This is a genomic window from Pedobacter sp. AC402 (assembly GCF_979252805.1).
Genome location: NZ_CEEDAI010000011.1, coordinates 672,141 through 697,999 on the forward strand (window position 1 = coordinate 672,141; position 25,859 = coordinate 697,999).

23 protein-coding genes and 3 pseudogenes are annotated in these 25,859 nt (G+C 36.4%); 12 read left to right on the top strand and 14 right to left on the bottom strand.

The genetic code is table 11. The features are described from left to right. Positions 1-89 precede the first annotated feature (89 nt). Positions 90-1,151 (top strand): A/G-specific adenine glycosylase, encoded by a 1,062-nt coding sequence (gene mutY / locus AC0IWE_RS21925; RefSeq protein ID WP_471794731.1) that lies wholly within the window; start codon positions 90-92, stop codon positions 1,149-1,151. A 55-nt stretch (positions 1,152-1,206) separates the two neighbouring features. After that, positions 1,207-1,644: a single-stranded DNA-binding protein gene (locus AC0IWE_RS21930; protein WP_055909216.1), complete on the top strand. Its 438-nt coding sequence runs from the start codon at positions 1,207-1,209 to the stop codon at positions 1,642-1,644. A gap of 59 nt (positions 1,645-1,703) precedes the next feature. Here the strand turns inward: AC0IWE_RS21930 and glmS are convergent. From glmS to AC0IWE_RS21945, 3 genes and pseudogenes are all read right to left on the bottom strand, one after another. Further along, positions 1,704-3,544: pseudogene (gene glmS / locus AC0IWE_RS21935) on the bottom strand (glutamine--fructose-6-phosphate transaminase (isomerizing)). A gap of 149 nt (positions 3,545-3,693) precedes the next feature. Further along, complete coding sequence (locus AC0IWE_RS21940; RefSeq protein WP_471794732.1) at positions 3,694-5,115, bottom strand: DUF4270 domain-containing protein; 1,422 nt, start codon at positions 5,113-5,115, stop codon at positions 3,694-3,696. Between the two features lie 21 nt (positions 5,116-5,136). Continuing rightward, entirely contained in the window at positions 5,137-5,961 is an 825-nt protein-coding gene (locus tag AC0IWE_RS21945; RefSeq protein ID WP_055909538.1) for a glycogen/starch synthase, read from the bottom strand. 149 nt (positions 5,962-6,110) lie between these two features. Here AC0IWE_RS21945 and panC point away from each other — a divergent pair, with 149 nt between their 5' ends. The 4 genes from panC to AC0IWE_RS21965 all read left to right on the top strand — a co-directional run bounded on the left by panC (position 6,111) and on the right by AC0IWE_RS21965 (position 9,744). Continuing rightward, positions 6,111-6,956 (top strand): pantoate--beta-alanine ligase, encoded by an 846-nt coding sequence (panC, locus tag AC0IWE_RS21950; protein ID WP_471794733.1) that lies wholly within the window; start codon positions 6,111-6,113, stop codon positions 6,954-6,956. Positions 6,957-7,117: 161 nt separating this feature from the next. Continuing rightward, positions 7,118-7,468 (top strand): aspartate 1-decarboxylase, encoded by a 351-nt coding sequence (gene panD / locus AC0IWE_RS21955; protein ID WP_055909206.1) that lies wholly within the window; start codon positions 7,118-7,120, stop codon positions 7,466-7,468. Positions 7,469-7,472: 4 nt separating this feature from the next. Beyond that, positions 7,473-8,453 carry a lysylphosphatidylglycerol synthase transmembrane domain-containing protein gene (locus AC0IWE_RS21960; RefSeq protein WP_471794734.1) on the top strand — a complete coding sequence of 327 codons (981 nt, stop codon included), beginning with the start codon at positions 7,473-7,475 and terminating at the stop codon, positions 8,451-8,453. 151 nt (positions 8,454-8,604) lie between these two features. Further along, positions 8,605-9,744 (top strand): acyl-CoA dehydrogenase, encoded by a 1,140-nt coding sequence (locus AC0IWE_RS21965; RefSeq protein WP_463492262.1) that lies wholly within the window; start codon positions 8,605-8,607, stop codon positions 9,742-9,744. A gap of 68 nt (positions 9,745-9,812) precedes the next feature. Here the strand turns inward: AC0IWE_RS21965 and AC0IWE_RS21970 are convergent, their stop codons facing one another. Beyond that, the gene (locus tag AC0IWE_RS21970; protein ID WP_055909197.1) at positions 9,813-10,157 is read right to left on the bottom strand and encodes a phage holin family protein; all 345 of its coding nucleotides are present in this window, start codon (positions 10,155-10,157) and stop codon (positions 9,813-9,815) included. Positions 10,158-10,220: 63 nt separating this feature from the next. Between AC0IWE_RS21970 and AC0IWE_RS21975 the strand changes: the two genes are divergently transcribed. The 4 genes and pseudogenes from AC0IWE_RS21975 (at position 10,221) to infB (ending at position 15,590) form a co-directional block, all read left to right on the top strand. Then, positions 10,221-10,607, top strand: coding sequence for a hypothetical protein (locus AC0IWE_RS21975; protein WP_157255409.1), 387 nt, complete (start codon positions 10,221-10,223; stop codon positions 10,605-10,607). Between the two features lie 121 nt (positions 10,608-10,728). Then, positions 10,729-11,193 (top strand): ribosome assembly cofactor RimP, encoded by a 465-nt coding sequence (gene rimP / locus AC0IWE_RS21980; RefSeq protein WP_055909192.1) that lies wholly within the window; start codon positions 10,729-10,731, stop codon positions 11,191-11,193. Positions 11,194-11,195: 2 nt separating this feature from the next. Then, a complete protein-coding gene (gene nusA / locus AC0IWE_RS21985) occupies positions 11,196-12,440 on the top strand; it encodes a transcription termination factor NusA (protein WP_055909189.1) in 1,245 nt (414 codons plus the stop codon). Positions 12,441-12,502: 62 nt separating this feature from the next. Next, a pseudogene (infB, locus tag AC0IWE_RS21990) lies at positions 12,503-15,590 on the top strand (translation initiation factor IF-2). 144 nt (positions 15,591-15,734) lie between these two features. Here infB and AC0IWE_RS21995 read toward each other — a convergent pair. Both AC0IWE_RS21995 and AC0IWE_RS22000 read right to left on the bottom strand, forming a co-directional pair. Next, positions 15,735-16,046: pseudogene (locus AC0IWE_RS21995) on the bottom strand (DUF268 domain-containing protein); the annotation flags it as partial. Between the two features lie 87 nt (positions 16,047-16,133). After that, the gene (locus AC0IWE_RS22000; protein WP_471794735.1) at positions 16,134-16,403 is read right to left on the bottom strand and encodes a hypothetical protein; all 270 of its coding nucleotides are present in this window, start codon (positions 16,401-16,403) and stop codon (positions 16,134-16,136) included. Between the two features lie 319 nt (positions 16,404-16,722). On the opposite strand from AC0IWE_RS22000, the gene AC0IWE_RS22005 reads away from it, so the two are divergent. Next, positions 16,723-17,814, top strand: coding sequence for an acyltransferase family protein (locus AC0IWE_RS22005; RefSeq protein ID WP_471794736.1), 1,092 nt, complete (start codon positions 16,723-16,725; stop codon positions 17,812-17,814). Here AC0IWE_RS22005 and AC0IWE_RS22010 read toward each other — a convergent pair. Both AC0IWE_RS22010 and AC0IWE_RS22015 read right to left on the bottom strand, forming a co-directional pair. Next, the gene (locus AC0IWE_RS22010; protein WP_471794737.1) at positions 17,811-18,818 is read right to left on the bottom strand and encodes a glycosyltransferase family 2 protein; all 1,008 of its coding nucleotides are present in this window, start codon (positions 18,816-18,818) and stop codon (positions 17,811-17,813) included. The genes AC0IWE_RS22005 and AC0IWE_RS22010 overlap by 4 nt on opposite strands. Before the next feature lie 107 nt (positions 18,819-18,925). After that, positions 18,926-19,669 (bottom strand): alpha-1,2-fucosyltransferase, encoded by a 744-nt coding sequence (locus AC0IWE_RS22015; RefSeq protein WP_471794738.1) that lies wholly within the window; start codon positions 19,667-19,669, stop codon positions 18,926-18,928. 81 nt (positions 19,670-19,750) lie between these two features. Here AC0IWE_RS22015 and AC0IWE_RS22020 point away from each other — a divergent pair, with 81 nt between their 5' ends. Further along, positions 19,751-20,695, top strand: coding sequence for a glycosyltransferase family 2 protein (locus tag AC0IWE_RS22020; protein ID WP_471794739.1), 945 nt, complete (start codon positions 19,751-19,753; stop codon positions 20,693-20,695). A 12-nt stretch (positions 20,696-20,707) separates the two neighbouring features. On the opposite strand, the gene AC0IWE_RS22025 is transcribed toward AC0IWE_RS22020, so the two are convergent. The 6 genes from AC0IWE_RS22025 to AC0IWE_RS22050 all read right to left on the bottom strand — a co-directional run bounded on the left by AC0IWE_RS22025 (position 20,708) and on the right by AC0IWE_RS22050 (position 25,748). Continuing rightward, entirely contained in the window at positions 20,708-21,046 is a 339-nt protein-coding gene (locus tag AC0IWE_RS22025; protein ID WP_471794810.1) for a DUF5672 family protein, read from the bottom strand. Beyond that, positions 20,977-21,501 carry a DUF5672 family protein gene (locus AC0IWE_RS22030; protein ID WP_471794740.1) on the bottom strand — a complete coding sequence of 175 codons (525 nt, stop codon included), beginning with the start codon at positions 21,499-21,501 and terminating at the stop codon, positions 20,977-20,979. Before AC0IWE_RS22030 ends, AC0IWE_RS22025 begins: the two co-directional genes overlap by 70 nt. Before the next feature lie 11 nt (positions 21,502-21,512). Next, entirely contained in the window at positions 21,513-22,679 is a 1,167-nt protein-coding gene (locus tag AC0IWE_RS22035) for a glycosyltransferase (RefSeq protein WP_471794741.1), read from the bottom strand. Between the two features lie 8 nt (positions 22,680-22,687). Further along, on the bottom strand, positions 22,688-24,523 hold the full coding sequence (locus tag AC0IWE_RS22040; RefSeq protein WP_463492270.1) for an ABC transporter ATP-binding protein: 1,836 nt from the start codon (positions 24,521-24,523) through the stop codon (positions 22,688-22,690). A 168-nt stretch (positions 24,524-24,691) separates the two neighbouring features. Then, positions 24,692-25,606: a glycosyltransferase family 4 protein gene (locus tag AC0IWE_RS22045; protein ID WP_471794811.1), complete on the bottom strand. Its 915-nt coding sequence runs from the start codon at positions 25,604-25,606 to the stop codon at positions 24,692-24,694. After that, positions 25,587-25,748 carry a hypothetical protein gene (locus AC0IWE_RS22050; protein ID WP_471794742.1) on the bottom strand — a complete coding sequence of 54 codons (162 nt, stop codon included), beginning with the start codon at positions 25,746-25,748 and terminating at the stop codon, positions 25,587-25,589. The genes AC0IWE_RS22045 and AC0IWE_RS22050 overlap by 20 nt, the downstream gene beginning before the upstream one ends. Positions 25,749-25,859: the final 111 nt, after the last annotated feature.

Here is a 25,859-nt window from a genome sequence, read left to right on the forward strand (position 1 = left end):
GAAATAAAAGATGATTTTTTTATCTCCAGACTTATCAGTCAATTGCAACTTTTTTTTTTAATCGGATAAATACACCGTAATTTGCAGTAATGACATTTCAAAATGAACTCATCAATTGGTATCTGATAAACAAGAGAGATTTGCCCTGGAGGCATACCACTGATGCTTATACCATCTGGTTATCAGAGGTTATCCTGCAACAAACCAGGGTAGAGCAGGGGCTTCCATACTTTAATAAATTTTTATCAAATTTTCCTACCGTTACTGATTTTGCCAATGCAACCGAAGCAAAAGTTTTGAAGCTTTGGCAAGGTTTAGGCTACTATTCCAGGGGCAGAAATATGCATGCCACCGCGCAAATTGTAGTTAAAGATCACCATGGAATCTTCCCAAATCTGCATGATGAGCTGATAAAGTTGAAAGGAATCGGCGAATATACGGCTGCGGCAATATCTTCTTTTTCTGCCGGTGAGGCACGTGCTGTGGTAGATGGAAATGTTTTCCGCGTGCTTTCGAGGTACTACGGCATTGATACGGCAATCAATTCTCCGGCAGGTAAAAAACAGTTCTTTTCCTTAGCAAACGAGTTGCTTTTTAAAGAAGATCCGGCACTGTATAATCAAGCTATAATGGAATTTGGAGCAATACAGTGCAAACCAAAATCTCCCAATTGCGGCATTTGTCCATTAAACCAAACCTGTTATGCTTACACTCATCATGAGGTAAATGCGCTTCCTGTTAAAATCAAAAAAGCCGCGCAAAAGCACCGTTATATTAATTATTTCATTTGTTATGATCATGAAAAGGTGCTCGTTAAAGAAAGGCAGGCTGGAGATATATGGCATCATTTATACGATTTTCCAAGCCTTGAAACCACAGCGGAATTCGGATTTAATACCGGAATATTTATTGATCAGGTTAAAGAAGCCTTTGGCAATGATGTAAATTTTGAATTTATAAGTGCAAAAAAACACCTCTTGACTCACCAAATAATCCATGTCCAATTTTTTGCATTAAAAAATTATATATTTAACTTTAATAAACAAAAGGAACTTAATTGGGTTTCTTTAAATAAGTTAGATGAGTTACCGCAACCAAAAGTAATCCACGATTTTATACAGGAATACTTTTATAAGCACAAAATGGAGTAACTAACCATCTTAGCGGTGCACATTAACAAAACGAAACAACTAACCAAAAATATTTATGTCTGGGATTAACAAAGTTATTTTAGTAGGCCACTTAGGCAAAGACCCTGAAGTGCGACATTTAGACGGTGGCGTAACTGTAGCCAGTTTCCCGCTAGCTACATCGGAAACATACAACAAAGACGGCAAAAGAGTAGAACAAACAGAATGGCACAATATTGTGTTATGGAGGGGTTTGGCTGAAGTTGCTTCAAAATACCTCCAAAAAGGTAAACTGGTTTATATCGAAGGAAAATTGAGAACGAGATCTTTTGAAGACAAAGAAAAAGTAAAAAAATATGTGACAGAGATTGTTGCCGAAAATTTTACCATGTTGGGCAGAAAAAGTGACTTTGAGCAAAGTCCGACAACACCTGTACACCAAAATACAGAATCGAAGATTGAAGATGAATTTACGATCGGCTCAGCTGATGAAAGCGGAGATCTTCCTTTCTAAAAAAGATACAATCAATAAAAAAAGCTACCTGATGAGAGGTAGCTTTTTTTATGCCTAAATTATTCAACTGTTACCGATTTGGCTAGGTTTCTTGGCTGATCTACATTACACCCCCTCATTACTGCAATATGGTAGGAGAGTAACTGAAGTGGTATAGTAGCCAAAAGCGGCAAAAACGCTTCATTTGCATCAGGTATTTCAATGCAGTAATCGGCCATTTTTTTAACTTCAGTATCACCCTGGGTTACAATGGCAATAACTTTTCCTTTCCTGGCTTTTACCTCCTGGATATTGCTGATTACTTTTTCATATGAGGAATTTTGTGTGGCAATAAAAACCACAGGCATCTCTTCATCAATTAAAGCGATTGGGCCGTGTTTCATCTCTGCGGCGGGATAACCTTCGGCATGGATATAAGAAATCTCCTTGAGCTTTAAAGCGCCTTCTAATGCCACAGGGAATCCACTACCTCTCCCTAAAAATAAACAATTGGTAGAATCTTTTATTTTTTCTGCAACTTCTTTAATTAAATCGTTTGAGGATAGCGCAAACTGGATTTTTTCAGGAATATTATCCAATTCCGTTAAAAGTTCAATCAGTTTTGAAGTGGTGATGGTTCCTTTTTGCTGGGCCATGTAAAAAGCCATCAAAGTTAAAACCGTTACCTGTGCCGTAAAAGCTTTGGTTGATGCTACCCCGATTTCAGGACCAGCATGCGTGTAAACCCCGGCATGCGTCAATCTTGGTATAGAGAAGCTCCTGCAACGTTGCAGATTCCAAAAATGGTTGCCCCACGTTCTTTTGCCATTTCGATAGCCGCCATCGTATCGGCAGTTTCTCCTGATTGTGAAATCGCAATTACCACATCTTTCTCTGTAATAATCGGGTTTCTATACCTAAACTCAGAAGCATATTCTACCTCAACAGGGATGCGTGCATACTCTTCGATAAGGTACTCGCCAACCAAACCTGCATGCCACGATGTTCCACAGGCCACAATAATTATCCGATCTATATTTTTTAATTTTTCTGCAAATTCTTTAATTCCACCAAGCTGAACTTTTCCTTCTGCAGGATAAATCCGGCCGCGCATACAATCTTTAATAGAGCGTGGTTGTTCATAAATCTCTTTAAGCATAAAGTGCTCAAAGCCCCCTTTTTCTAACATTTCAAGCTGTAACTGCAATTCCTGGATCAATGGTGTTTGCACCGCATTATCCAATCGTTTAACCAAAAGATCATCTTTGGTTACCAGCGCAATCTCATTATCATTAAGGTAAATTACATTTTTGGTGTATTCGATAATCGGTGTAGCATCAGAAGCAATAAAATATTCGCCCTTGCCAACGCCAATCACCATCGGACTCCCTTTTCGGGCTGCAATTAACCGATCAGGATGATCTTTATCCATAATCACAATCGCGTAAGCACCAATTACTTCCATTAGTGCCAAACGAACAGCTTCCAACAGGTCAATATTTTCTATTTTTTGGATTTCTTCAATCAGGTGGATCAAAACCTCTGTATCCGTATCACTTTTAAATTCGTGCCCACGGCGGGTTAACTCTTCTTTTAAGGTAGCATAGTTTTCAATAATCCCGTTATGGATAATAGAAAGCTTATCGTTATTTGAAGTGTGCGGATGGGAATTACGGTCAGAAGGTACACCATGTGTAGCCCAACGCGTATGGCCCATGCCTACTGTGCCGGATTTATCCTGGTCTTCGGCAAATTCTTCCAGAACGGCAACTTTTCCCGCTTTTTTGTAAATATGTTGTCCATCGTTATTCATCAGTGCAATTCCAGCACTGTCATAACCGCGGTATTCTAGTCTTTTAAGTCCTTTAAGTACAATTGGCCAAGCTTCTCTATAACCAATATAGCCTACTATTCCACACATAAGTTTGAATAAATTTTAATTCTGTAAACATACTAAACAAACGTTTGACTTAGGTGAATTTTGAGTGAATTTAAATTTATGGAGAAACCACAGGACAAAAAAAATCTCCTGTTCTTTTGAAACAGGAGATTAAAATGAGTTGATATATATTAATTAATCTTTGTATAATAAATATTTAGCTTCAACTTGTTTGTTGTTAAGTTTGTTGCTCCTATTATCGATCTTTCTGCAGAGGTTGCAGTTGGTACAACCTGAAAATTGTTAAAAGATGTTGGCGCAAGAAAAGTACCATTATCTTCTGTAGTTTTGTCAATTAAGCCTTGAACATAACTGGTTACAATAAATATATAACGGTTTTTTAAAGCATCAAAATAGCCTCCAAACAATGCATCTCCACCTGTACTGCTTGTAAAAGTAGTATAGTCTGGAATACTTACAGGTTGTTGTGCAATATCCCAACGGTATAATGAAAGCCTTTGTGCAGCATTAAAAGGATAAGCAGGGGCGCCACCGCCCAACTCTACTACCAGTTCTGCCTTATTAACAATAGCTTTTCCGTAGAGGTTGGTAAAAGATGTTAAATCAGGGAAGCTCAGCTTCGTTTTTACACCTGCAAGGCCTTGTAAATAAGTTACATTATATGAAGCTGCAGGCGCAGAAATCTGTTCTTGTACAGGAGTGCCTGCGTAATCGTGTTTTATGTTTGCGGCCACACCTGAAATTACACTTGTGCCGCTGCTGCCATTGCTAACCAATACTCCAATCGGGAAGTTTACCGTTGCGGTATCTATTCCGCTTGATGAATTTACTTTCTTCCAAACCAATTGTAAATAAGAATCGGTACCTGTAAAGTTAAAGAAAGCAATACCCCCAACACCTGTTGAAGATGTTTTGTTAATTTGGGCGTATAAACCTTTAAAAGCATCAATAAATTTAGCATTTGAAGCAGTTCCGGTTGTACCCAGGTTCAAAATGTTATTCTGTATAAATGCTTTATTCAAAGGAATTCTGATCTGTGCCGGTACTGTTTTTAAAGTATCAGCTTTACCAGTAACAATATCAAATATTTTTGCTTTTGTATTTGGTGCAATTTTGCCGGTAAAATTTCCTAGCAAGGTGTTGTTAAAAGGCTGTACATCAGAACTTTTGTAGTTTTCAACCTTGTTTGCCAATTGATAAACATCAATGCTGTATTTAGAATTGGTTGTATCTCCATAAAATTTGGTTGCCGTACTGGATTCATCAAGTTTTAATACCAAAACTGCCGAATCAAGTGTTGGAGAAGTTCCAAAATCGTAGCTTAAACTCGCAGGATAAACAGTCATGGCCAAACTCGCCTCGGTTTTACCGAAAACAGGATCTGTCATATAGCCTAGCGGATAACGGTTTAATCCAAAAGTGTTTGCGGCAGTTTCCGGAACGAGTTGAGATTTTACCGGAGATACCACGAGCGTTCCGGTAATTGCAGTATTCGGATCAACATCTAAACCCACACCGTCGGGATTTTTACATGATGCAAAAAGAAAAAGACCTATCAACAGGGTTAATAAGTCTTGTTTTGTAAATTTCATATTTAAAATAATAATACCTAATTAAGCAACTGAAACCAATTCGTCATTTGAAATTTCTTCATAAAAAGTATAGAAGTTTTCAAAATTCTCGGTTAAGTTAAAAGCTAATGTTGGCTTATTGGAATCTTTAACAAATTTTAACACATCTTTATCCAGGTTTTCATCTGCTAAAACCACTGCATCTGAGTGTGTTATTGCGCCAATGTGCATGCTGTTGCAATCAGATGGTAAAAAAGCTTTTGTGTCGTCTTCCGTCATATTTGCCATTACAGCTTTCTTTGCAAAATCAGCATTTAATTTTTCTGTAAAGCCATCCTCATAAATTGAATACACTACTTTCGAATTTTTAAAAGTAGGATCGTTTTTATAGGTAGTTTTAATATAAGCAGGAACCAACGAGCTCATCCAGCCGTGGCAATGAACGATATCTGGTGCCCAACCTAATTTTTTAACGGTTTCTAAAGCGCCTTTGCAGAAGAAAATTGTGCGTTCATCATTGTCATCAAAGAATTTTCCGCTGGCATCTCTAAATACCTGTTTGCGCTGAAAATATTCTTCGTTGTCTAAGAAATACACCTGCATGCGTGCAGCTGGGATGGAGGCTACTTTAATGATTAAAGGGTTATCATTGTCATCAATAATGATGTTCATTCCCGATAAGCGTATTACTTCGTGTAAACGATTTCTTCTTTCGTTGATGTTACCGAATTTTGGCATTAAGATGCGGATTTCGAATCCTTTCTCTTGCATTGCCTGCGGTAACTGGCGCGTAATTTCAGAAATTTTAGTAAGCTCGAGGAAAGGCGACATCTCGTGTGTAACAATCAGCAGCTTCGTTTTTGCCATCTCCATATTCTAAGAAAATATTAAGTTAAATAAAAGATAATGAGCTGCAAAGGTAAGCATAATAATACTATTTATCAATATAGCAAGCATTTGTTTGGTTTCGTTTAGATTAATTTACACCTTTACGGCTTTAATTTAGATTGTCCGAATTGGAAATATTTAAAACCAAAGCAGCGCTTAAAGCTTTTTTAAAACCTTTAAAAGCATCAGCTAAAAAAATTGCATTAGTACCTACTATGGGTGCCCTGCACAATGGCCACATATCTTTGATAAAACTGGCCCAGCAAAATGCCGATATCATTATCTGTAGCATTTTCGTAAATCCAACACAGTTTACAGATCCGAAAGATTTGGAAAAATATCCCCGCCCCATTGAGCATGATTTAGCTATGCTCGAAGATGCAGGCTGTAATGGTGTATTTATGCCTAACGTAGAGGAAATGTATCCCGCCGGAGCAGATGAAGCCTGGCATATCGATTTAGGCAATGCGGAATTTTTACTCGAAGGCGAATTTAGAAAAGGCCATTACCAAGGCGTAACACAGATTGTAAAAAAACTCTTCGATGCCGTTGAGCCCGATGTGGCCATGTTCGGACAAAAAGATTTTAAACAAGTATTGATGATCAAGAATATGCTGGCTTATTTTAAGCTGCCTATTACCATTATTACCTGCCCGATTATCAGAGAAGATGATGGCCTGGCCATGAGTAGCCGTAATATTCACTTATCGGAGAGCGATCGCGAACATTCATTGGTGCTGAGTAAGTCACTGCAATTTGTTATCGATCAATTTAATGAATATACATTAGAAGAACTAGAAACCAAAGCAAAATCGTTCTATGATGATTTGGATGGTGTAGAACTTGATTATTTTACCATAGCCAATGGCGATACGCTGGAACCCGCAAAATCTAAAGATGAAAACAATCTCGTTGCCCTGGTTGCCGCAAAAGTTGGTTCAACAAGGTTAATCGATAATATGATTATTAAGTAATAAATGATGTAGTTGTTTAATGTTTCATTGCCTTATGGCTATTGGCCAAAGCTTTTAAGCTGTCTGCAATGCACCATCACGATTTACCTTTAACATTCTGCTCCTTTGTGAAACTCCAAACTGATGACGGAAAACTCCAAACTGATTACTAACTTTGCCAAATGGTTATTACAATATTAAAATCGAAAATACACCGTGTTAAGGTAACACAGGCCGAATTAAATTATGTAGGCAGTATTACGATAGATGAGGATTTGATGGATGCAGCTAACATTATTGCTAATGAAAAGGTGCAGATTGTAAATAATAATAACGGCGCACGTTTCGAAACTTATGTAATTAAAGGCGAGCGTGGTACCGGAACCATCTGTTTAAACGGCGCAACAGCGCGGTTGGCACAGCTAGGCGATATCCTTATTATCATGTCATACGGGTCACTACCAATAGAAGAAGCTAAAAAATACAACCCGATCCTTGTTTTTCCTGATGATAACAACCACTTGCTAAAATAACCTTGTGACATTCGACCTTAAAACAGCGCTAAAATACATCATCCTGTTTTTAATAGGAATAGGGGTATTATATTTAGCTTTTCGAGGTCAGGATTTAGGTAAGATTTGGCAGGAAATTAAAACTGCTGATTATTTTTGGGTCATCACATCTGCCGTGGCCGTTTGGATAGCGCACGTTTTACGGGCCCTGCGCTGGCAGATGCTCTATCAATCCATCCATTATAAAGTAAGTTTCTGGAGTGCTTATCATGCTGTAATGATCGGCTACCTTGCCAACCTGGCTTTGCCACGCTTTGGAGAAATTGGCCGCTGTTCCGTTATTCACAAAGCAGAAAAAGTACCTATGTTTGCCTCTATAGGTACTGTAATTACTGAGCGGCTTTTCGATGTTCTAATGCTTTTGCTCACTAGCCTGGCCGTGGTGCTTTTTCAATACAACATTGTTTCGGGCTTTCTGTACAATACCATCTACCTCAACCTGGTAAAAAAAGTAAACACCGTTAATTATTTGTGGCTTATTATAATCGGTATACTAATTATAGTCTTTATCGCAGCCGGAATCTATTTTCTCCGTCAAAAATTCAGCAAAAAATTCTTGCGCACATTTGTAAGCTTGCGCCAGGGATTTGGTTCTTACAGTAAACTTAAACGAAAAGGATTATTTTTAATCTATACACTGGGAATATGGATTTTCTATTCACTTTCCATGTATTTTGCATTTTCATCTATTGAAGCAACTTCCGGTTTGCATTTTAACGCTGCTTTTACCGCAATTGTGTTTTCTGGTTTCGCAATGGCGGCCCCGGTTCAGGGCGGTATAGGTGTTTTCCACTGGATGGTTGCCCAATCCCTAGTATTGTACGCCGTATCTTTTAAAGATGGATTGGCCTATTCTACCATCATTCATTCCTCCCAGGTTTTGCTCATTCTCATTTTAGGGAGTTTGAGTTTATTCCTGATCCTAACCAAAAAAGAAACAAAATAACTCTTTGTTTAGGCGTTTTAACACACTGCATGCCCTGGCTTTTTAATTATCCTTCCAGTAAGCTCTAATTAAAAATAAATTACTATGCAGCCATAGTAATTTCAATCAGAAATGCTACATTTGATTTACTAACCTTTTATACATAAATGTTATGCATTTTGAATTAAGTGAAGAACAATTAATGATCCAACAGGCTGCACGCGATTTTGCGCAGCAGGAGTTAAAACCTGGAGTGATCGAAAGAGACGAGCATCAAAAATTTCCGGCAGAGCAAGTCAAAAAGCTTGGAGAATTAGGTTTCCTGGGAATGATGGTGAGCGAAAAATATAACGGTAGCGGACTGGATGCCATTTCTTACGTACTGGTGATGGAAGAGCTGTCTAAAATCGATGCCTCTGCCTCAGTAGTCGTTTCGGTAAATAATTCTTTGGTTTGCTACGGATTGGAGGCGTACGGTAACGAAGCCCAAAAAGAAAAATATTTAAAACCATTGGCCGCTGGCGAAAAGATCGGGGCATTTTGTTTGTCGGAGCCAGAAGCAGGATCTGATGCTACATCGCAGCGTACAACAGCAGAAGATAAGGGTGATTATTATTTGCTAAACGGTACTAAGAATTGGATTACCAATGGCAGTACTGCCTCAACCTATCTCGTTATTGCGCAAACACATCCCGAATTAAGGCACAAAGGCATAAATGCTTTTATTGTAGAAAAAGGAACGGAAGGGTTTACTATTGGGCCAAAAGAAAATAAATTGGGTATCAGAGGTTCTGATACGCATTCTTTAATGTTCAACGATGTTAAAGTTCCGAAAGAAAACAGGATTGGTGAAGACGGTTTCGGCTTTAAGTTTGCCATGAAAACTTTAGAAGGGGGAAGGATAGGTATTGCTGCACAGGCTTTGGGCATTGCTCAAGGAGCTTTTGAGTTGGCTACGCAATATGCCAAAGAACGTAAATCTTTTGGTAAACCAATTGCTGAGCATCAGGCCATAGCATTTAAACTGGCCGATATGGCTACACAGATAGAAGCGGCCAGGTTACTGGTGTACAAAGCCGCCTGGTTAAAAGATCAGGGATTGCCTTATACTCAGGCAGGATCAATGGCTAAACTTTTCGCCTCAAAAGTAGCAATGGATGTTACCATAGAAGCCGTACAGGTACATGGTGGTTACGGTTTCGTAAAAGAGTACCATGTAGAGCGTTTAATGCGAGATGCCAAAATTACGCAGATTTATGAAGGTACTTCTGAGATACAAAAGATGGTAATTTCGAGAGAAGTTATCCGGTAGTCTTTTAGTCAAAAGTCTGTAGTCCTTAGTCCAATTCGACTCATGACTACCGACTCAGCGACTCCGAACTATTCTTTCTCTCCGGCTACCGCACTAAATACTGCTTTGATCAGGGCAACAACTATGGCTAAAAATGCAGCTGCAATAAAGCCTGAAGTGTTAAAAGAAGTCATCATTTTATCCACCAATAAAATCATCAGTACGGTAATAATGAATGATACCAGGCCAAGCGTTAAGAAATTTACCGGAAAAGTTAACAACCTTAAAATAAACCCGATGGTTGCGTTAGCAAGTGCAATTAAAACCGCGGCGATAATGGCGTTTCCGTAACCATCTATAGTTACACCAGGCACAAGTCTTGCGCCAATAAAAAAGGCTAATCCCATTAAAAGGATTTCGATAATAAATCTCATAAATGTTTATTTTTGTTAATGTTTAAATGCTTTTTAAAATACACGGTTTTAATAGTTGTTTTCATGTTTGTACTTTCATGTTCGAATACAAACAACAAACCGATAATTAAGTTTTCGGTAGACAGCACTTCAATAGTAATTAAAAATATTGACGAGGCGAGCCTGTTGCAGGCTAAAAATGCCTATAAAGCTAACATTGATACACTTAATTTAATTTCGGTTTTAATAAAGCCGGGTGATCAGGATAGTATACAAGATGAATTGATTGTGCCCGGGAAGATTAAAATTGTAGGCGATTCGTTGGTTTTTAGTCCCGCTATGCCCTTTGTACAAGGAAAAGATTATTTAGTCGAAAGTTATTTGGGTGTAAAATTTGCAACCGTGGGAAATCTTATTTCGGGTACTGCAAAACATAATTTACAAGCACAACGACAAACACTTAAGCGGTAATAATCAGCATAATAATTACAGCAACTGTTTGATTTTTTGTAAAATTTTAGTACATTTGCATCGTAATCGAAGAAAAGAGAAGGGGACAGTGTCCCCTTTTTCTATGAAATCAGGTTAAAATATGCAGGTAGAAAAGAGAGTTGCAGTCCTCGTAGAGGAAAAGATAGCAGATCGGCCAGAACTGTTTTTGGTTGAAGTAAAAATGTTGCCAAACAATAAGCTGATTATCCATGTTGATGGCGACGAAGGCATTAGCATACAGGATTGTGTGGCAATAAGCAGGCATGTTGGTTTTCATCTCGAAGAAGAAAACACAATAGAACAGGCTTATAATTTAGAAGTTTCTTCTCCGGGTGTTGGTGAGCCTTTAAAACTGATCCGTCAGTACAATAAAAATATTGGCCGTACGGTAAGTATTAAATTGAAAGAAGGCTTAAAAAAGGAAGGAAAACTGCTGGAAGTAACAGAAAATAACCTGCTGATTGAAGAATCGGTTAAAGAAAAGGGAAAAAAGGCGGTAACCATTGAAACAAATGTTCCGTTTAATGATATATTAGAAACAAGTGTGTTAATTTCATTTAAGTAAAAATGAGTACTACAACAATTAATTTGATCGACTCTTTCCAAGAGTTTAAAGATTTCAAAAATATAGATCGCCCAACGGTGATCAGTGTGCTGGAAGAAGTTTTTCGTAGCATGTTGCGTAAAAAATACGGAACAGACGAAAACTGTGATGTTATTGTGAACCCTGATAACGGAGATTTGGAGATCTGGAGAACGAGAAAAGTAATGGAAGATGGCTTTTCTGAGGATGATGATTTAGAGATCGAACTTGCTGAAGTAGCTAAATTAGATAACACTTTGGAAGTTGGCGATGATTATATCGAGCAGATTACATTAGAAAGTTTTGGTCGCAGGGCAATTTTAGCAGCACGCCAAACTTTGGTTTCTAAAGTATTGGAGTTAGAGAAAGATGAAATTTTCAAAAAATATAAAGATAGGGTAGGCGAAATCGTTACTGGAGAAGTTTACCAGGTTTGGAAAAAAGAAACTTTGGTTTTGGATGATGAGGGTAATGAACTTTTAATGCCTAAAACGGAGCAGATTCCTGCAGATTATTTCAAAAAAGGTGATTCTGTGAGAGCAGTGATCTCTAAAGTAGAAATGATTAACGCAAATCCGAAAATTATCATTTCTAGAACAGCGCCAGAATTTTTACAACGTTTGTTCGAGCAAGAGGTTCCGGAAATTTTCGATGGTTTAATTACCATCAAAAAAATCGTACGCGAACCGGGCGAGCGTGCAAAAGTTGCTGTAGAATCGTATGATGACCGTATTGATCCGGTAGGTGCCTGTGTGGGTATGAAAGGATCGCGTATTCATGGTATTGTTCGCGAATTGAAAAACGAAAATATTGACGTGATTAATTTCACAAATAATATTTCATTATACATTACCCGTGCTTTAAGCCCGGCAAAAATCACTTCCATTAAATTGGATGATGAAACCAAACATGCATCGGTTTATTTAAAACCAGATCAGGTTTCATTGGCAATTGGCCGCGGTGGACATAACATTAAACTGGCTGGTAAACTAACCGGTTACGAAATTGATGTATACCGCGAGGCTGGAGAAGAAAGTGATGAAGATGTTGATTTAGAAGAATTCTCAGATGAGATTGATAGCTGGATCATTGATGAATTAAAGGCTATCGGTTGCGATACTGCTAAGAGTGTATTAGCACTTACAGTAGAAGATTTAGTGAAACGCACCGACCTTGAAGAGGAAACCATTAAAGAAGTGGTTCAAATTTTGAAGTCAGAATTTGAATAAGTGGTGTAATTGCCAAATAAACACTACTTTTGTATTAAATAAAAAACAATAACAGGAGCTAAATGTCAGACGACAAACCAATCATTTTAATTAAAGCTATTAAAGAACTTAATATAGGCATGGGTACGGCCGTTGAGTTTTTTAAACAAAAAGGGGTTCTCTGCCGAGAAAAGCCCTATGTTTAAACTTACGGGAGACATGTATAATGCCTTATTGAAAGAGTATCAGGGAGATAAGATCGTAAGAGAAGAAGCCAAACAAATAGTGATTGGTAAAATACGTCGTGACGAGCCTGAGACTGAAAAGCCAGTAGAAGCGCCGAAGAAGAATACCGATTTTGAGAAAAACGAAGAGATTTTAATAAAAAATGCTCAGTCGTTTACTCCTCCACCGGTAGAAAAACCAAAGGTTGTAGAAACACCTAAGGTAGAAACGCCAGCGCCAACACCAGCACCTGCGGCAGCAGTTGAGCCAGTAAAAGAAGCAAAAGCAGAAGATAAGGTTGAAGAAACTGGATTACCAGGTGTTAAAATTGTAGGAAAGATTGATTTAAACGATCTTAACTCTAAAACACGCCCGGTTAAGCGCGAAGAAGCGCCTGTGGCACCAGCAGCTAAATCACCAGAACCTGTAAAACCAGTTGAACAGCCAAAAGCTGAAGAAAAACTGGTTGAGGTTAAAAAGGAAGAAACACCTGCTACGCCTGCACCAGTTGTAGAAACACCAGTTGTTAAAGCTCCAGAGCCTGCAAAACCAGTTGAACAACCAAAAGTGGAAGAAAAACCAGCTGAAGTAAAACCGGCAAGCAACGAGCCTGAAGTAATTAAAGCGCGTACTGTTAAATTAACTGGACCGAACATTATTGGTAAAATTGTTTTACCAACCGTTCCAGATAGAAGAAATGGTCCGGTAGCATCATCTAGTGATAGTGAGGCTGCAAAACGCAAGCGTAAACGTAAAAAAACTCCGGGAGCACCAGGTCAGCCAGGTCAACATGGAGGTCAAGGTCAGCAAGGTCAAAATAATCCTGCAGGACAGGGGCAAGGTCAAACTGGCGCGCCAGGGCAACCTCGTCAGCCTTATCAAGGCAACAGACCTGGAGGTGGCACACCATACCAGGGTAACAGACCAGCCGGGCAAGGAGGAACTCCATATCAGGGCAATAGAAATAACAACAATAATAGACCAGGTTTCCAAAATAGAAATGCTCCCCCTAGCGGCCCTAAAGAAGAACCTACTGAGAAAGAAATTCAAGATCAGATTAAAGCAACACTTGCCCGTTTAAGTGGAGCAGGTAAATCTGGAAAATTTGCACAACGTGCTAAATTGCGTCGTCAGAAACGTGATGATGTAGCGTTTAATGCTGAAGAAGCTGCAAATGAGCTTGAATCGCAATCGAAAATATTAAAAGTAACAGAGTTTGTTACGGCTAACGAGTTAGCAAGCATGATGGATGTACCGGTTACCAAAATTATTGGTACTTGTATGAGTCTTGGTATGTTTGTTTCCATCAACCAGCGTTTAGATGCTGAAACGCTGACTATTGTAGCAGATGAGTTTGGTTACGAAATTCAATTCGTTAAACCAGATGAAGATGAAGAAAATGTAATTGAGGAAGAAGATAACGAGGCAGATTTAATCGAAAGAGCTCCGGTTGTAACGATTATGGGTCACGTCGATCACGGTAAAACCTCATTGCTGGATTATATCCGTAAAGCAAATGTAGTGGCTGGTGAGGCCGGTGGTATTACACAGCACATTGGTGCTTACATGGTAACTACGCCAACCGGTAAAAAAGTAACTTTCTTAGATACTCCAGGTCACGAAGCCTTTACCGCGATGCGTGCACGTGGTGCCAAGGCAGCAGATATTGCAATTATAGTTATTGCTGCGGATGATGCAGTGATGCCTCAAACAAAAGAGGCAATTAACCACGCACAAGCAGCAGGTGTACCATTGGTATTTGCTTTTACTAAAGTAGATAAACCAGGTGCAAATGCAGATAAAGTACGTGAGCAGTTATCGGTAATGAATATTTTGGTTGAAGATTGGGGTGGTAAATATCAATCACAGGAAATTTCAAGCAAAAGTGGCTTAAACGTTGATTTACTATTAGATAAAGTATTATTAGAGGCTGAATTATTAGAACTTAAAGCAAATCCGAATAAGAGAGCTACAGGAACTGTAATTGAGTCGGCATTAGATAAAGGACGTGGTATTGTAACTACAGTATTGGTTCAGGCTGGTACATTAAGGGTTGGAGATCCAATCTTAGCAGGTAGTTACAGCGGACGTGTAAAAGCATTAACCAACGAGCGTGGTGCTAAAGTAGATTCAGCAGGTCCATCACAACCGGTACAGGTTTTGGGTATGCAAGGTGCACCTACAGCAGGTGATCGATTTAATGCTTTAGAAAGTGAAACTGAAGCACGTGATATTGCAAATAAACGTATGCAATTGCAACGTGAGCAGGGATTACGTACTCAGAAACACATTACATTGGATGAGATCGGCCGTCGTTTGGCAATTGGTAACTTTAAAGAGCTTAACATCATTGTTAAAGGTGATGTGGATGGTTCGATTGAGGCATTAGCCGATTCATTGTTAAAACTGTCTACTGAGCAGATTCAGATCAATATCATCAGTAAGGGTGTTGGTCAGATTTCAGAATCTGATGTATTGTTAGCTTCAGCATCTGACGCGATTATTATCGGTTTCCAGGTTCGTCCATCAACAGGTGCACGTAAACTTGCAGAAGCAGAACAAATCGATATCCGTTTATATTCTATCATTTACGATGCAATCAATGAGATTAAATCGGCAATGGAAGGTATGTTGGATCCAGAATTTGAAGAGAAAATTGTGGCTAACGTTGAAATTCGCGAGACTTTCAAAATCACTAAAGTGGGTACCATTGCAGGTTGTATGGTATTGGATGGTAAGATTACCCGTAACAGCAAGATCCGTATCGTTAGAGATGGCGTTGTAGTGTACACAGGTGAGCTTGCATCGTTAAAACGCTTTAAAGATGATGTGAAAGAGGTTAATAAAGGTTATGAGTGTGGTTTAAACATCCAGAACTTTAATAACATCGAAGTTGGGGATATCGTTGAAGCTTACGAACAAGTAGAAGTAGCGAGAAAACTGTAAATAGTATTCTATAAAAATAGCTAAGGGCATCAATTAGATTGATGCCCTTTTTATATTCGAAAATGCTCTGTAAGGGCTAGGAATTATTATTAAAAGAAAGAGGCTGTGTCACTTATGATACAGCCTAATTTTGTATTTGGCTAGCTATTCTTTTATAAACCAAAAGCAGCCACAGCCATAATATTGTTTTTTAAGTAGTTCGTCTGGTGGATTAACTACCAGTCCGCCGTCTGCTTCATCTTCAGGTATTAAAGTAAATTCTTTAAGTGTTAGATCAGAAAATAATGACAACACCTGATTTTTAGAATAAATGCGATGTGCATTAAAACAGATTACATCTTTTGCCCCTAGAGGAACAACGAATAACAAATTGCCACCAATTGCTAATACCCGCGTCAATTCTTTTACTGCTTTTATATCCGCATCGTAATCCAAGGGGTCTCCATAACGGCCTAGGCCAACGTGCTTCTACTCTGTGTGCATGCATGATAACGATTCGATGGAGCCTGATTTAAATGGCAAATTCATTAGGTCGCCAGATAACTATTTCAAGTTTTGTATTTCTAATTTCGCTGGGCGATAATCATAAAACTCAACAGGTAAAATTGCTGAGAGCATAGAACAGAAGTGTAGCGTTGATGAGATGTCTATATGCTTAGAAGGCTTATTGTTTATGATTATTCTGGCTGCCCAGGCAGGATGATAAACGTAATGCCTATCAAAGCTTGTATCTGTTGTATTATCAAATAAGCATGGATAAAGATTTTCTTCACCCAAAGAAAAACGTTTTTCTGAACTTTTTCTCCAAGTCAAGCAATTGTTTAAATTCGGCTTTGAATTTTATATTATGCGAATTGTCTTTAGAAAATGCTTTTATTATTTTTTTAATCATACTAGGTCCTAATTATTCTCTCGACTAAGATAACGCAATTATTTAATGAAATCTTTCAGCCTTACTCAATATTAAATGATGTAAACTTATAGCGGCGTAAAATATTTCTTGCAGAGATATAATATGTATTCTACCCGATATGGGTAATATTCTTTATACATGTGTGTTAAAATTTGCTCGATTTTTCATATAAGATCATATTTTGTAGATATTCGCAGGCTGTTTTAAAATTAATATTCAATGGATACTGAGCCAATAAAAGTTACAACACCTAAAACAAAGAATTTTTCTTTTGTCGATTCAATCAGGTGTATATCAATGATTGGGATTGTTCTTGAGCATTGCGGGGTTGTTTCGCCAAATCACTATAGCAGGCAGTTTGAAAACATTGTCGAAAGTTCTATTATACAGTCTTTTAAATTCAGCACAATAGCTTTTTTTCTAATTGGTGGTTTTTTAATTAATCATAAGTTTGATGAATACACACCTTTTCAGTATTTAAAAAACAGATTTAAGAAAACCATTAAACCATGGTTGTTCTGGATATTTATGTTAATAATGCTAAGTGTTTTAGACCGTTATATCGCCCATAGTAGAGGAAGTGAGATGGGGTTGATAGGAAGTAACTTTTTTCTATACTTTGTTGAAACCTTTATCCGTATCGTACTCATTAGCCCATATTGGTTTATCCTTAATTTTCTTATTTGTATTACTATTTTATTGCTATTTAAAAAGCATTTGTACAACCTGTGGTTTGGTTTGGTTTTGGCCCTCTTTTCGCTGTTTTATAGTGTAAATATTTATCAGGGCTGGATTGCTACTACTCATACTACAGCAATTTTTGGATTCGTATTTTATTTATGGCTCGGCGTTTATTTTAATGAGTATTATGATAAGATAATGGATATCATAAAGGCCACTTCGTGGTTTACGATCCTCCTTTTAGCACTTGTTACCTTTTGGATAGCCGTTGGAGAATCTACTTACCTAAATAATATTGGTATAAAGGATGCTTATAATACCTTACGTTTTAGTAATATCATTTATTCTTTGGTCATGTTTGCGCTATTGTTAAAAGTCGGCAGTTTAAATTGGCTCCAGCAAAATTTACGCCCCAGGGAAACTACTTTCGGTATCTATCTCATCCATGTGATTATAATTGACAGAGGACTTCCCCTAATTTTTCAACCCTTAAAGTTAAATTTTCTTGAGCTTAACATATTGCAGAATACCGGAATACTGCTGATTAGATTTTTAGTTACGTATATGCTAAGCTTTTTCCTGGCTAGAGCTATAGGAAAAACCAAAGTGAAATGGATTGTGGGGAATTAACTGATTAATCCGCGAAGCGTAATTTTAAACATTTTTCGGAATTGCTTAAAATTAAAATACGCTGTACTATATAATTCCTTTTTAAAATACCAATTTAATGCTTTAGCATTCGATTTTTTTAACCGCAGTATTTCGTACCATTTATTAAATAAAAACCGATTTAATATAGTTATATCAAATCTTTTTGATTTTGCATTGGCAACTTTCATTGCAATTAATAGTTCGTGATATCCGGCAAAGTGAGCTTCATTTAAATTATTTGTTAATAATTCTTTATGTAGATTTAAGCTACTCATGCTAAACGACATGCCTAAGTTATCTTGAATATTTTTAAGAACTTCAAGTTCGTTTTTTCCCTGATCCTCTGATTTTTTTATTGTTATATTTTCGCCATGTATCCTATATTTAACTAAAAAGGCATCAATATTTGCTACTTTATATTTTTCTGAAATCCGTGTAAAAAGGTCGAAATCTTCAGCTAATGCAAAATCTCTATAGCCGTTAAGTGCTTTGAAGATTTCCGTTTTAAACATTGTGCTTGAATTTATGAAAGAATTGGCAAATAACATATGCATGCTTATCGAGTCATCAGTTGGCACAATTATTTTTTTATCGGCTTCTATTCCATTTTCATTTATAATTGTACCATGCCCTCCGCACAATGCAACTTCTGGATGTGAAGAAAAAAAATTTAACTGTAACTGAAACCTATCAGGATAAGCGATATCATCACTATCTAAAATTGCAATGTATTCACCGTTAGCTAAATCAAGCAACCTGTTTCTGGTAAAAGGCAATCCCTTATTCCCCTCATTTTGCATAAACCTAATTCTGTGATCATTAAATTTTTTAACTATAAATGCGGTATCATCAGTTGACCCATCGTCGATAATTATAAGTTCAAAATCTTTAAAGGTTTGGTTTAAAATACTAGATATAGATTCTTCTATATAGCCAGAAGCATTATAGGCAGCTATAAATGCTGATATTTTAGGGCTTTTCATAGTTTGATCCAGTTTTTTGGACAAATATCAGTTTCAGTACTATCAAGGTTATTTACCCATTTTCCTGGAGCAATAACCACTTTATTAGTATTGTTATTTAGCCATCCTCACCACCAACTAAAGCTGCTATTTGCAATAATATTATGCTTGCAGTTACTCATCAATTGCATATCTATATAACTGTTTTTTCCTTTATTCAAATCAATGTAGGTTACATTCTCCAATTTAAGATTTTGTCTGCACCAGGCCATGTCGTCAGAGAAGACGAAGAATTGTGCGTCTTTAATTTTTGAATTGATGTTCAATATAGCTTCCTCATAATAATGTAAATTACAAATATTGCCTAATAGGGGGTCTTTTAAATAATCACCCCTTCTTACATGGATCGATACACTTTGAGTATTTGTGATTTTTTGAAGGATTGTTTCATTTTCTATATCTACAATTTTAGTAAAAATGAAATCATGTCTTATTTGGTGAGCTATATCATGGAAATATCCCTCGTTTTGCCAGTAACCAAAATAATATTTATTAGTATCGCTTAAAAAAGAGGGATCGAACCTAAATTCCTTTTCCTCTACCCTATAGGTTTTTTTTAAATTTAAAACTCTTTTAAGTTTTCTAAATAGCCATTCCGTTTGGTTGGGCTTAAATAGATTTAAAATAAATTTGCTTGGCGTTCTTACGGTTAAATTAAAAATTCTTCCTAGTTCATAGCCATTATGTAAATGATAATCTTCAAAATCAGATAAATCTGCATAAACATTGAAGCCCTTATTTTGTAAAGATTTGTAGAAAGAATATTGAAACATCTGATTGCCCAATCCGCCTATTATTTTAATGATGATCATACCTTGAGTTGAATCAATAATTTCTACTTAAATCTGAATGATCTGAAATACATACTCATATTTAAATTAACTTTGTTATAAATGGAAAATCCTTTAGTTACTATTGTTGTACCCGCATATAATTATCAGTCGTTTTTACCTGAAACTTTAAATTCGGTACTGGCACAAAAATATCAAAATTTTGAACTTATTGTTGTAGATGACGGTTCGACAGATAAAACAAAAGATGTTGTAGCTGAATTTTCAGCTAAAGATCCCAGAATAAAATACCTATATCAATCAAATGCGGGCTTATCCGCTGCAAGAAACCTGGGGATAAAAAACGCAGTTGGAGAATACATCCAGTTTTTAGATGCTGATGACCTTTTGTCCAATCTAAAATTAAGCTTTCAAGTTGAGGAGATGGAAAAAAATGCTCATATAGATATCTCTTATACTATAGCATGTTATTTTGTAGACGGCAATAAAGAAGAGCTTTATAGAAGTATAAACTTATACCAAGATGACTGGATGCCTAAGTTGAATGGTTCTGGATATGAAGTTTTAGAAATGCTGATTAAGCAAAATATAATGCCGGTTAATTCTGCCTTAATTAGAGCATCTTCATTGAAAAAAATAGGTTTTTTTGATATGTTTTTGAAAAGTTTGGAAGATTGGGATTTTTGGATTTCGTGTGCATTTAGAAATTTCTATTTTTCTTTTTTGCCGGTAGAGGAGGCTTTTGCTTTAATTAGGATTCACAAAACCAGCATGAGTCAGAACAGGAAAAAGATGTCGGAGTATGAAGTAATAGTGAGGAAGAGAATTAAAAACTTAATAAAAAACTGTTCATTTATAAATTCAGTGCAAAAAAAGATGCTTGGAAAATCAAACTCGAGGCATAATAAGGTTATTTTAAGTGGATTGATTAAAGAATCAAAGCTTAGCTTAAATGAATGTTTTAGATTGATTAAAAATGCTGGCATATCTCAATTCATGGCATCTTACCTAAAAGCAATGAACGATAGCAGGAAAAGTAGATCCTAATGCGATTGTAGCCTAAATAGAATACCCAAATTCCTTAAAAATAGGCCCCCACACTTCCAGATTTTTGTTCCAGGCATGGCACCCGAATGGCAGTACATTGTTAGTGAGTTCGAAGGCTCTGTCTACAGGTACTTCAAATGCAAAAAATACTGCTTCCTTATAAGAAGGTATGTTTAAATATTTCTTCTTCCTATTTACTTCTATGCTCCAAAAAACATCTTCATTAAAATTGGTTGCCTGATTATCAGTATATTCTATAATTTTATTATGAAAATGTTCTGTTAGCTGATGAAATTTTTGTGTCCTGCGTAAAGATAAACCCCCGTTTCCAACTTTATACTCCCGCTGAATATCAGTCGGCTCAGAGAGACCTTCTTCCTAAGATCAAATTTTCTGTGTATATAGCCTAATATACTATTTTTTACAGCTTTAATAACATCTGGATATTTATGTCTGAGCCAGGGTGCTCCCACATAATCTATATTTTTTTCACACCAAATATTGAGGTCATCTTTAAAAATAAAAGCATCTAGTTGATGAATCAGGATGTACTCATAATCTAAAAATGTCTTGTAAAATTCTCCTGATAACATAAGCTTGTTGTAGCCTGCTATATCTTTAAAATACGCATCATCAAAACTGATGATACTGGTGAAAGGATAATTGGTATTTAAATTTAAGGATGTAGGTTTTACAAAAAAAATAGGGTAGGATTTGGAAAGTACTTTAAAACACTGTTTTAAAGATATATCCTCCAAATAACTTATTTCTTGATAAATTGGTATAATAACAGCAACCTTTTTCATAATGTTATGAATTAAACGATTTGAAAAACAGTATCCAATTTTTTATAGCATTCTTCCTTTTCATAATTCATGCTAAAAGCCATCAATGCATTTTCTGCTTGTTTTTTATATTCCGCTTCGTTTGTTAATAGTTTCATGATATTGTTTCCAAATTCCACCGGGTCATCACTCACCAAGCAACCGTTATTGGTTTTGTTAATCAGCCCATCAACACCTCTGGTATTGCAAACTATCGGGATGCCGAAAGATAATGCTTCTACTACTTTTATTTTAGTTCCTGTGCCTGTTAACATAGGACAAAGTGCTACTCTCGCATTTTGGTAATAGATTGATAAATCTTCGGCGAAATTTATTGAAATAATATTGGCTACCTTTATTGATAAATGTTCATTGATTTGCCCGATTATGCAGATCTGGATATTGCCGGGTAAAAGTGGATACACCTCGTTAAAAAACCAATGAGCAGATTTTTGATTGTGGATATTATCACTTGCCACATAGATCAAATCATATTGTTTTTCTTTTACAAGGTTGCCGTTTTCTGGCTTATCAAGCATCATTGGGGCTAATACAACCTTATTTTTGCTAAATTGACTAAAAATATACTGTTCTTCTACGGAAATGGCTAAAACAATATCGAATAAAGAAATTCTTCTAATTTCTTCTGTAAAAGATTGTCCTATATCATTTTTTCTTTGATGTTGAGCAGTTATAAAATCGTGAGTATCAATTACCTTAACAGCATTTTTTGTGAATTGGTTATTTTCCACCAGTGTTGCCCAACTTGCATAATTAATAAAGATATAATCGTAATTGTTGCTTTTTAAAATTTTTTTGAATGACCTTTTAAATCGCATGGTCACCAATTCAGGAAATTGAAGTGGAAAAAGCCATGCCTTATTTTGATAGAAAAAGTTTGGCAATTTATAGAATAGAAGATAAAAGAGTATATTTTTTTTCGTAGGCTTCTTTTTAATCACGTAGGTATTGTTGGCAAAACCTGAATCTTCAAATGCTTTAATATCTGTTTCATTCCAACGCCCGGTAAAATACTCGCTAACAAAATCTATTTCGAAATTTCTTGATTTAAAATAGCTTAACATGCTCAATGCCCTCGTTCTGTTGCCCGCATTTTTTTTAAGCGGATTATCAGGCATGAAAAATAGTACTCTCCTCATTTAAATATTTAGTCGTTAAAAGCCTGCATATCAATTAAACGCCTGTATAAACCATTTTTATTCATTAATTCATTGTGACTACCGGTTTCTACCACACTACCTTTATCTATCACAACAATTTTATCAGCGTGTTGTATGGTACTTAAACGGTGAGCAATCACAATAGAAGTGCGATTTTTCATCAGATTATTTAACGCATCCTGTACTAATTTTTCCGATTCTGTATCTAAAGCAGAAGTTGCCTCATCCAGTAACATAATTGGCGGATTAGCCAATACAGCCCTGGCAATACATACGCGCTGTTTTTGCCCACCCGAAAGTTTATTTCCTCTATCCCCAACAAAAGATTGATAACCGTTTTCTGTATTTTCAATAAAATCGTGCGCATTTGCAATTTTTGCGGCTGCAACAACCTCTTCGATGGTCGCATCAGGCTTGGCAAATGCAATGTTATTGAAAATTGTATCGTTAAATAAAAAGGATTCTTGATTAACAGTTCCCATTTGTGCCCGGATGCTTTCTACGGTAAGTGTTCTGTAATCGTGGCCATCAATTTTTATTGCACCTGATTTTGGATCATGGAAACGCGGAATTAGATCCATTAAAGTACTTTTTCCACCTCCCGATGGGCCAACAAGCGCCACTGTTTGCCCTTTTTCAATGTCGAAAGTTATTGAGTTCAAAATCTGTTTTTCTCCATAATTAAATGATACATCCTGAAAGCTGATTGTGCTGTTAAAGCCATTAAGTATTTCAGCATTTGGTTGATTTACTAACAATGGTTTAGTGTCTATTAGGTCTAAAACGCGTTCACCTGCTGCAATTCCAGAGTGGATTCCGCTAAACGAGTCTGTTAATGCTTTCGCAGGCCGCATTACCTGAGAAAAAATAGCGATGTAAGCAATAAAATCTGAAGCTGTTAAAGCATTTTTATCATTATGCAATATTAATGATCCACCATACCAAACAATAATCGAAATCATTAGAACGCCAAGAAATTCAGAAACTGGTGAGCCAAGTTGTTGCCGTCTGACCATTTTGCGCGTTAAGTTGGAATAAAATATATTTTCCTGGTTAAATTTATTCTTAATTCGCTCTGTGGAATTAAAAGCTTTTATGATTTTAATCCCACTTAATGCCTCATCTAAAAAGCCGATCATTTTAGCAAAAGATTCGTGCGATTCTTTTGCTTGTTGCTTTAATCTTTTTACAATTTTACTGATAATAAATGCAGAAATTGGAATCACTAATAAAGAAAATAAGGTAAGCTTGGTAGATATGTTAAATAAGAGAACAACATACACAATTAGTGTCACGGGTTCTTTAAAAACAACCTGAAGTGTGTTGGTAACGGTAAATTGAACTACTTGCACATCCGATGCAACTTTAGAAATAATATCACCTTTTCTCTCATTATTAAAATAACCTACATGAAGATTCATTACATTATTAAAAACCTGTTTCCTAAAGTTTAGCAATGTATGGACTCTTAAATCTTCCATATAACGTTGGGAGAAATACCTAAAAAGGTTCGAAAGCAATACCGAAATAACAATAATGATGCAAATATATAGTAGCGTAGTCTCGATGGTGTTAACTTTGATAGAATGGTTAACAAAATCCCTTAACTTGCCTAGTAAACTGAATGAGGAAGCAGCTTTATCTGTTAAACTTGGGGTTTGACAAGTTTGCTTATTAGCATTTAAAAGTGTTTCAAATAATGGAGATAATAAAGCCAGATTGAAGGTTCCAAATAGAATAGAAAGCAATGTTGTAATAACATAAGGTATTGCAAACTTCTCTATAGGCTTGGCAAATGATAGTAAACGAAAATAAGTTTTCATTATGTATTGTATATATAACGGAACTTAGGCAAGTGCCTAGCCGACAAAAAAATATAATAAGATTCTGGCAAATGTACGGTTTTTCATATATATCAATAAGATGATATAAATCTTACTTATATAAGTTGAATTTTAAGCTTTTCGTAAATTTAAGAGATTGAAGGCTGGTTAATCAGGCAATCCTGATACAGATTTAAATATTGGCTGGCCGCTTCTTTCCCATGAAAATTTTTCTGCTTGCATAACCGCCTCATTGTAGCGATTATTTTGAAAGAAATCACTCATGCCTTTTTTAAATACTTCCTGCATGTGTTCTGGTTCGAAATTATCAAAGTAATAAGCAACCTCGCCACCAACTTCGGGCAAAGAAGTGAATTTTGAAAGGAACACCGGTTTTCCAAAATGCATGGCTTCGATAACAGGAAGCCCGAAACCTTCGGCAACTGAAGGGAATAAGAATGCATCGCAGTTTTTGTAGTACCACGCTTTGTCTTCATCAGAGATTGGCCCGGTAATATGAACCCTGTCTAAACAATTATATTTTTCGGCCTCCTCTAAAATCCTCTGTTTATGTGGGGTTTCCCTGCCTGAAATAACAAGGTGAAAATCATTCTCTTTTAACAAAGCGGGTAGCAGATGAAATCCTTTCTGAACCGATAACAAGCCGATAGTAAATAAGAAAGGTTTTGGTGGCACAAAGCTAGGGATATATTTTTCCGCTGAGATCAGTTTATCAGCTCCGTTGTAAATTACGCTTACTTTACCATCAGCTTCTGGAAAATAGTGTAAAACATCGTTGGCAACAAATTGAGAAATACATACTATTCTATCACATTGTGCAATTAGCTTACCCAGTTTTTTTAAATACACCTGAATTCTATGTGGCTTGCTAAATTTTAAATGCACCTTGTTCATATCATGAACGGTCATTATTTTTTTTGCATTTACTTTGCCGGGTCTTAATCTGCAGGTCTGATCTGAAAGATGAACAACATCGAAATCATTTTTTTCCTTAAAAAATAACCGGTCTAATCTGGATAGATAAATGAGATCAACCAGGCCATTAAAAAAGGTATTGCGTATGTTTAAAAACGTAAAATTTTAATTTAAATCTTCCTTTGTTTTCCTGGATTAATGCATCACCCAATCCTTTTCCAAATGAAAAATAACCGCAATTGGCATCTTTCATCGAATCAAAAGTTACTAAAACATCAGGTTTTTTCATCAGGGGTTTTTTACAGATTGAAAATTATGTAAATATAAGTAGATTTAAATTGAGGCCTATTTCACAATTCTATAATTCCGGTATTCGAACAACCGCAATCCGGTTAAATCT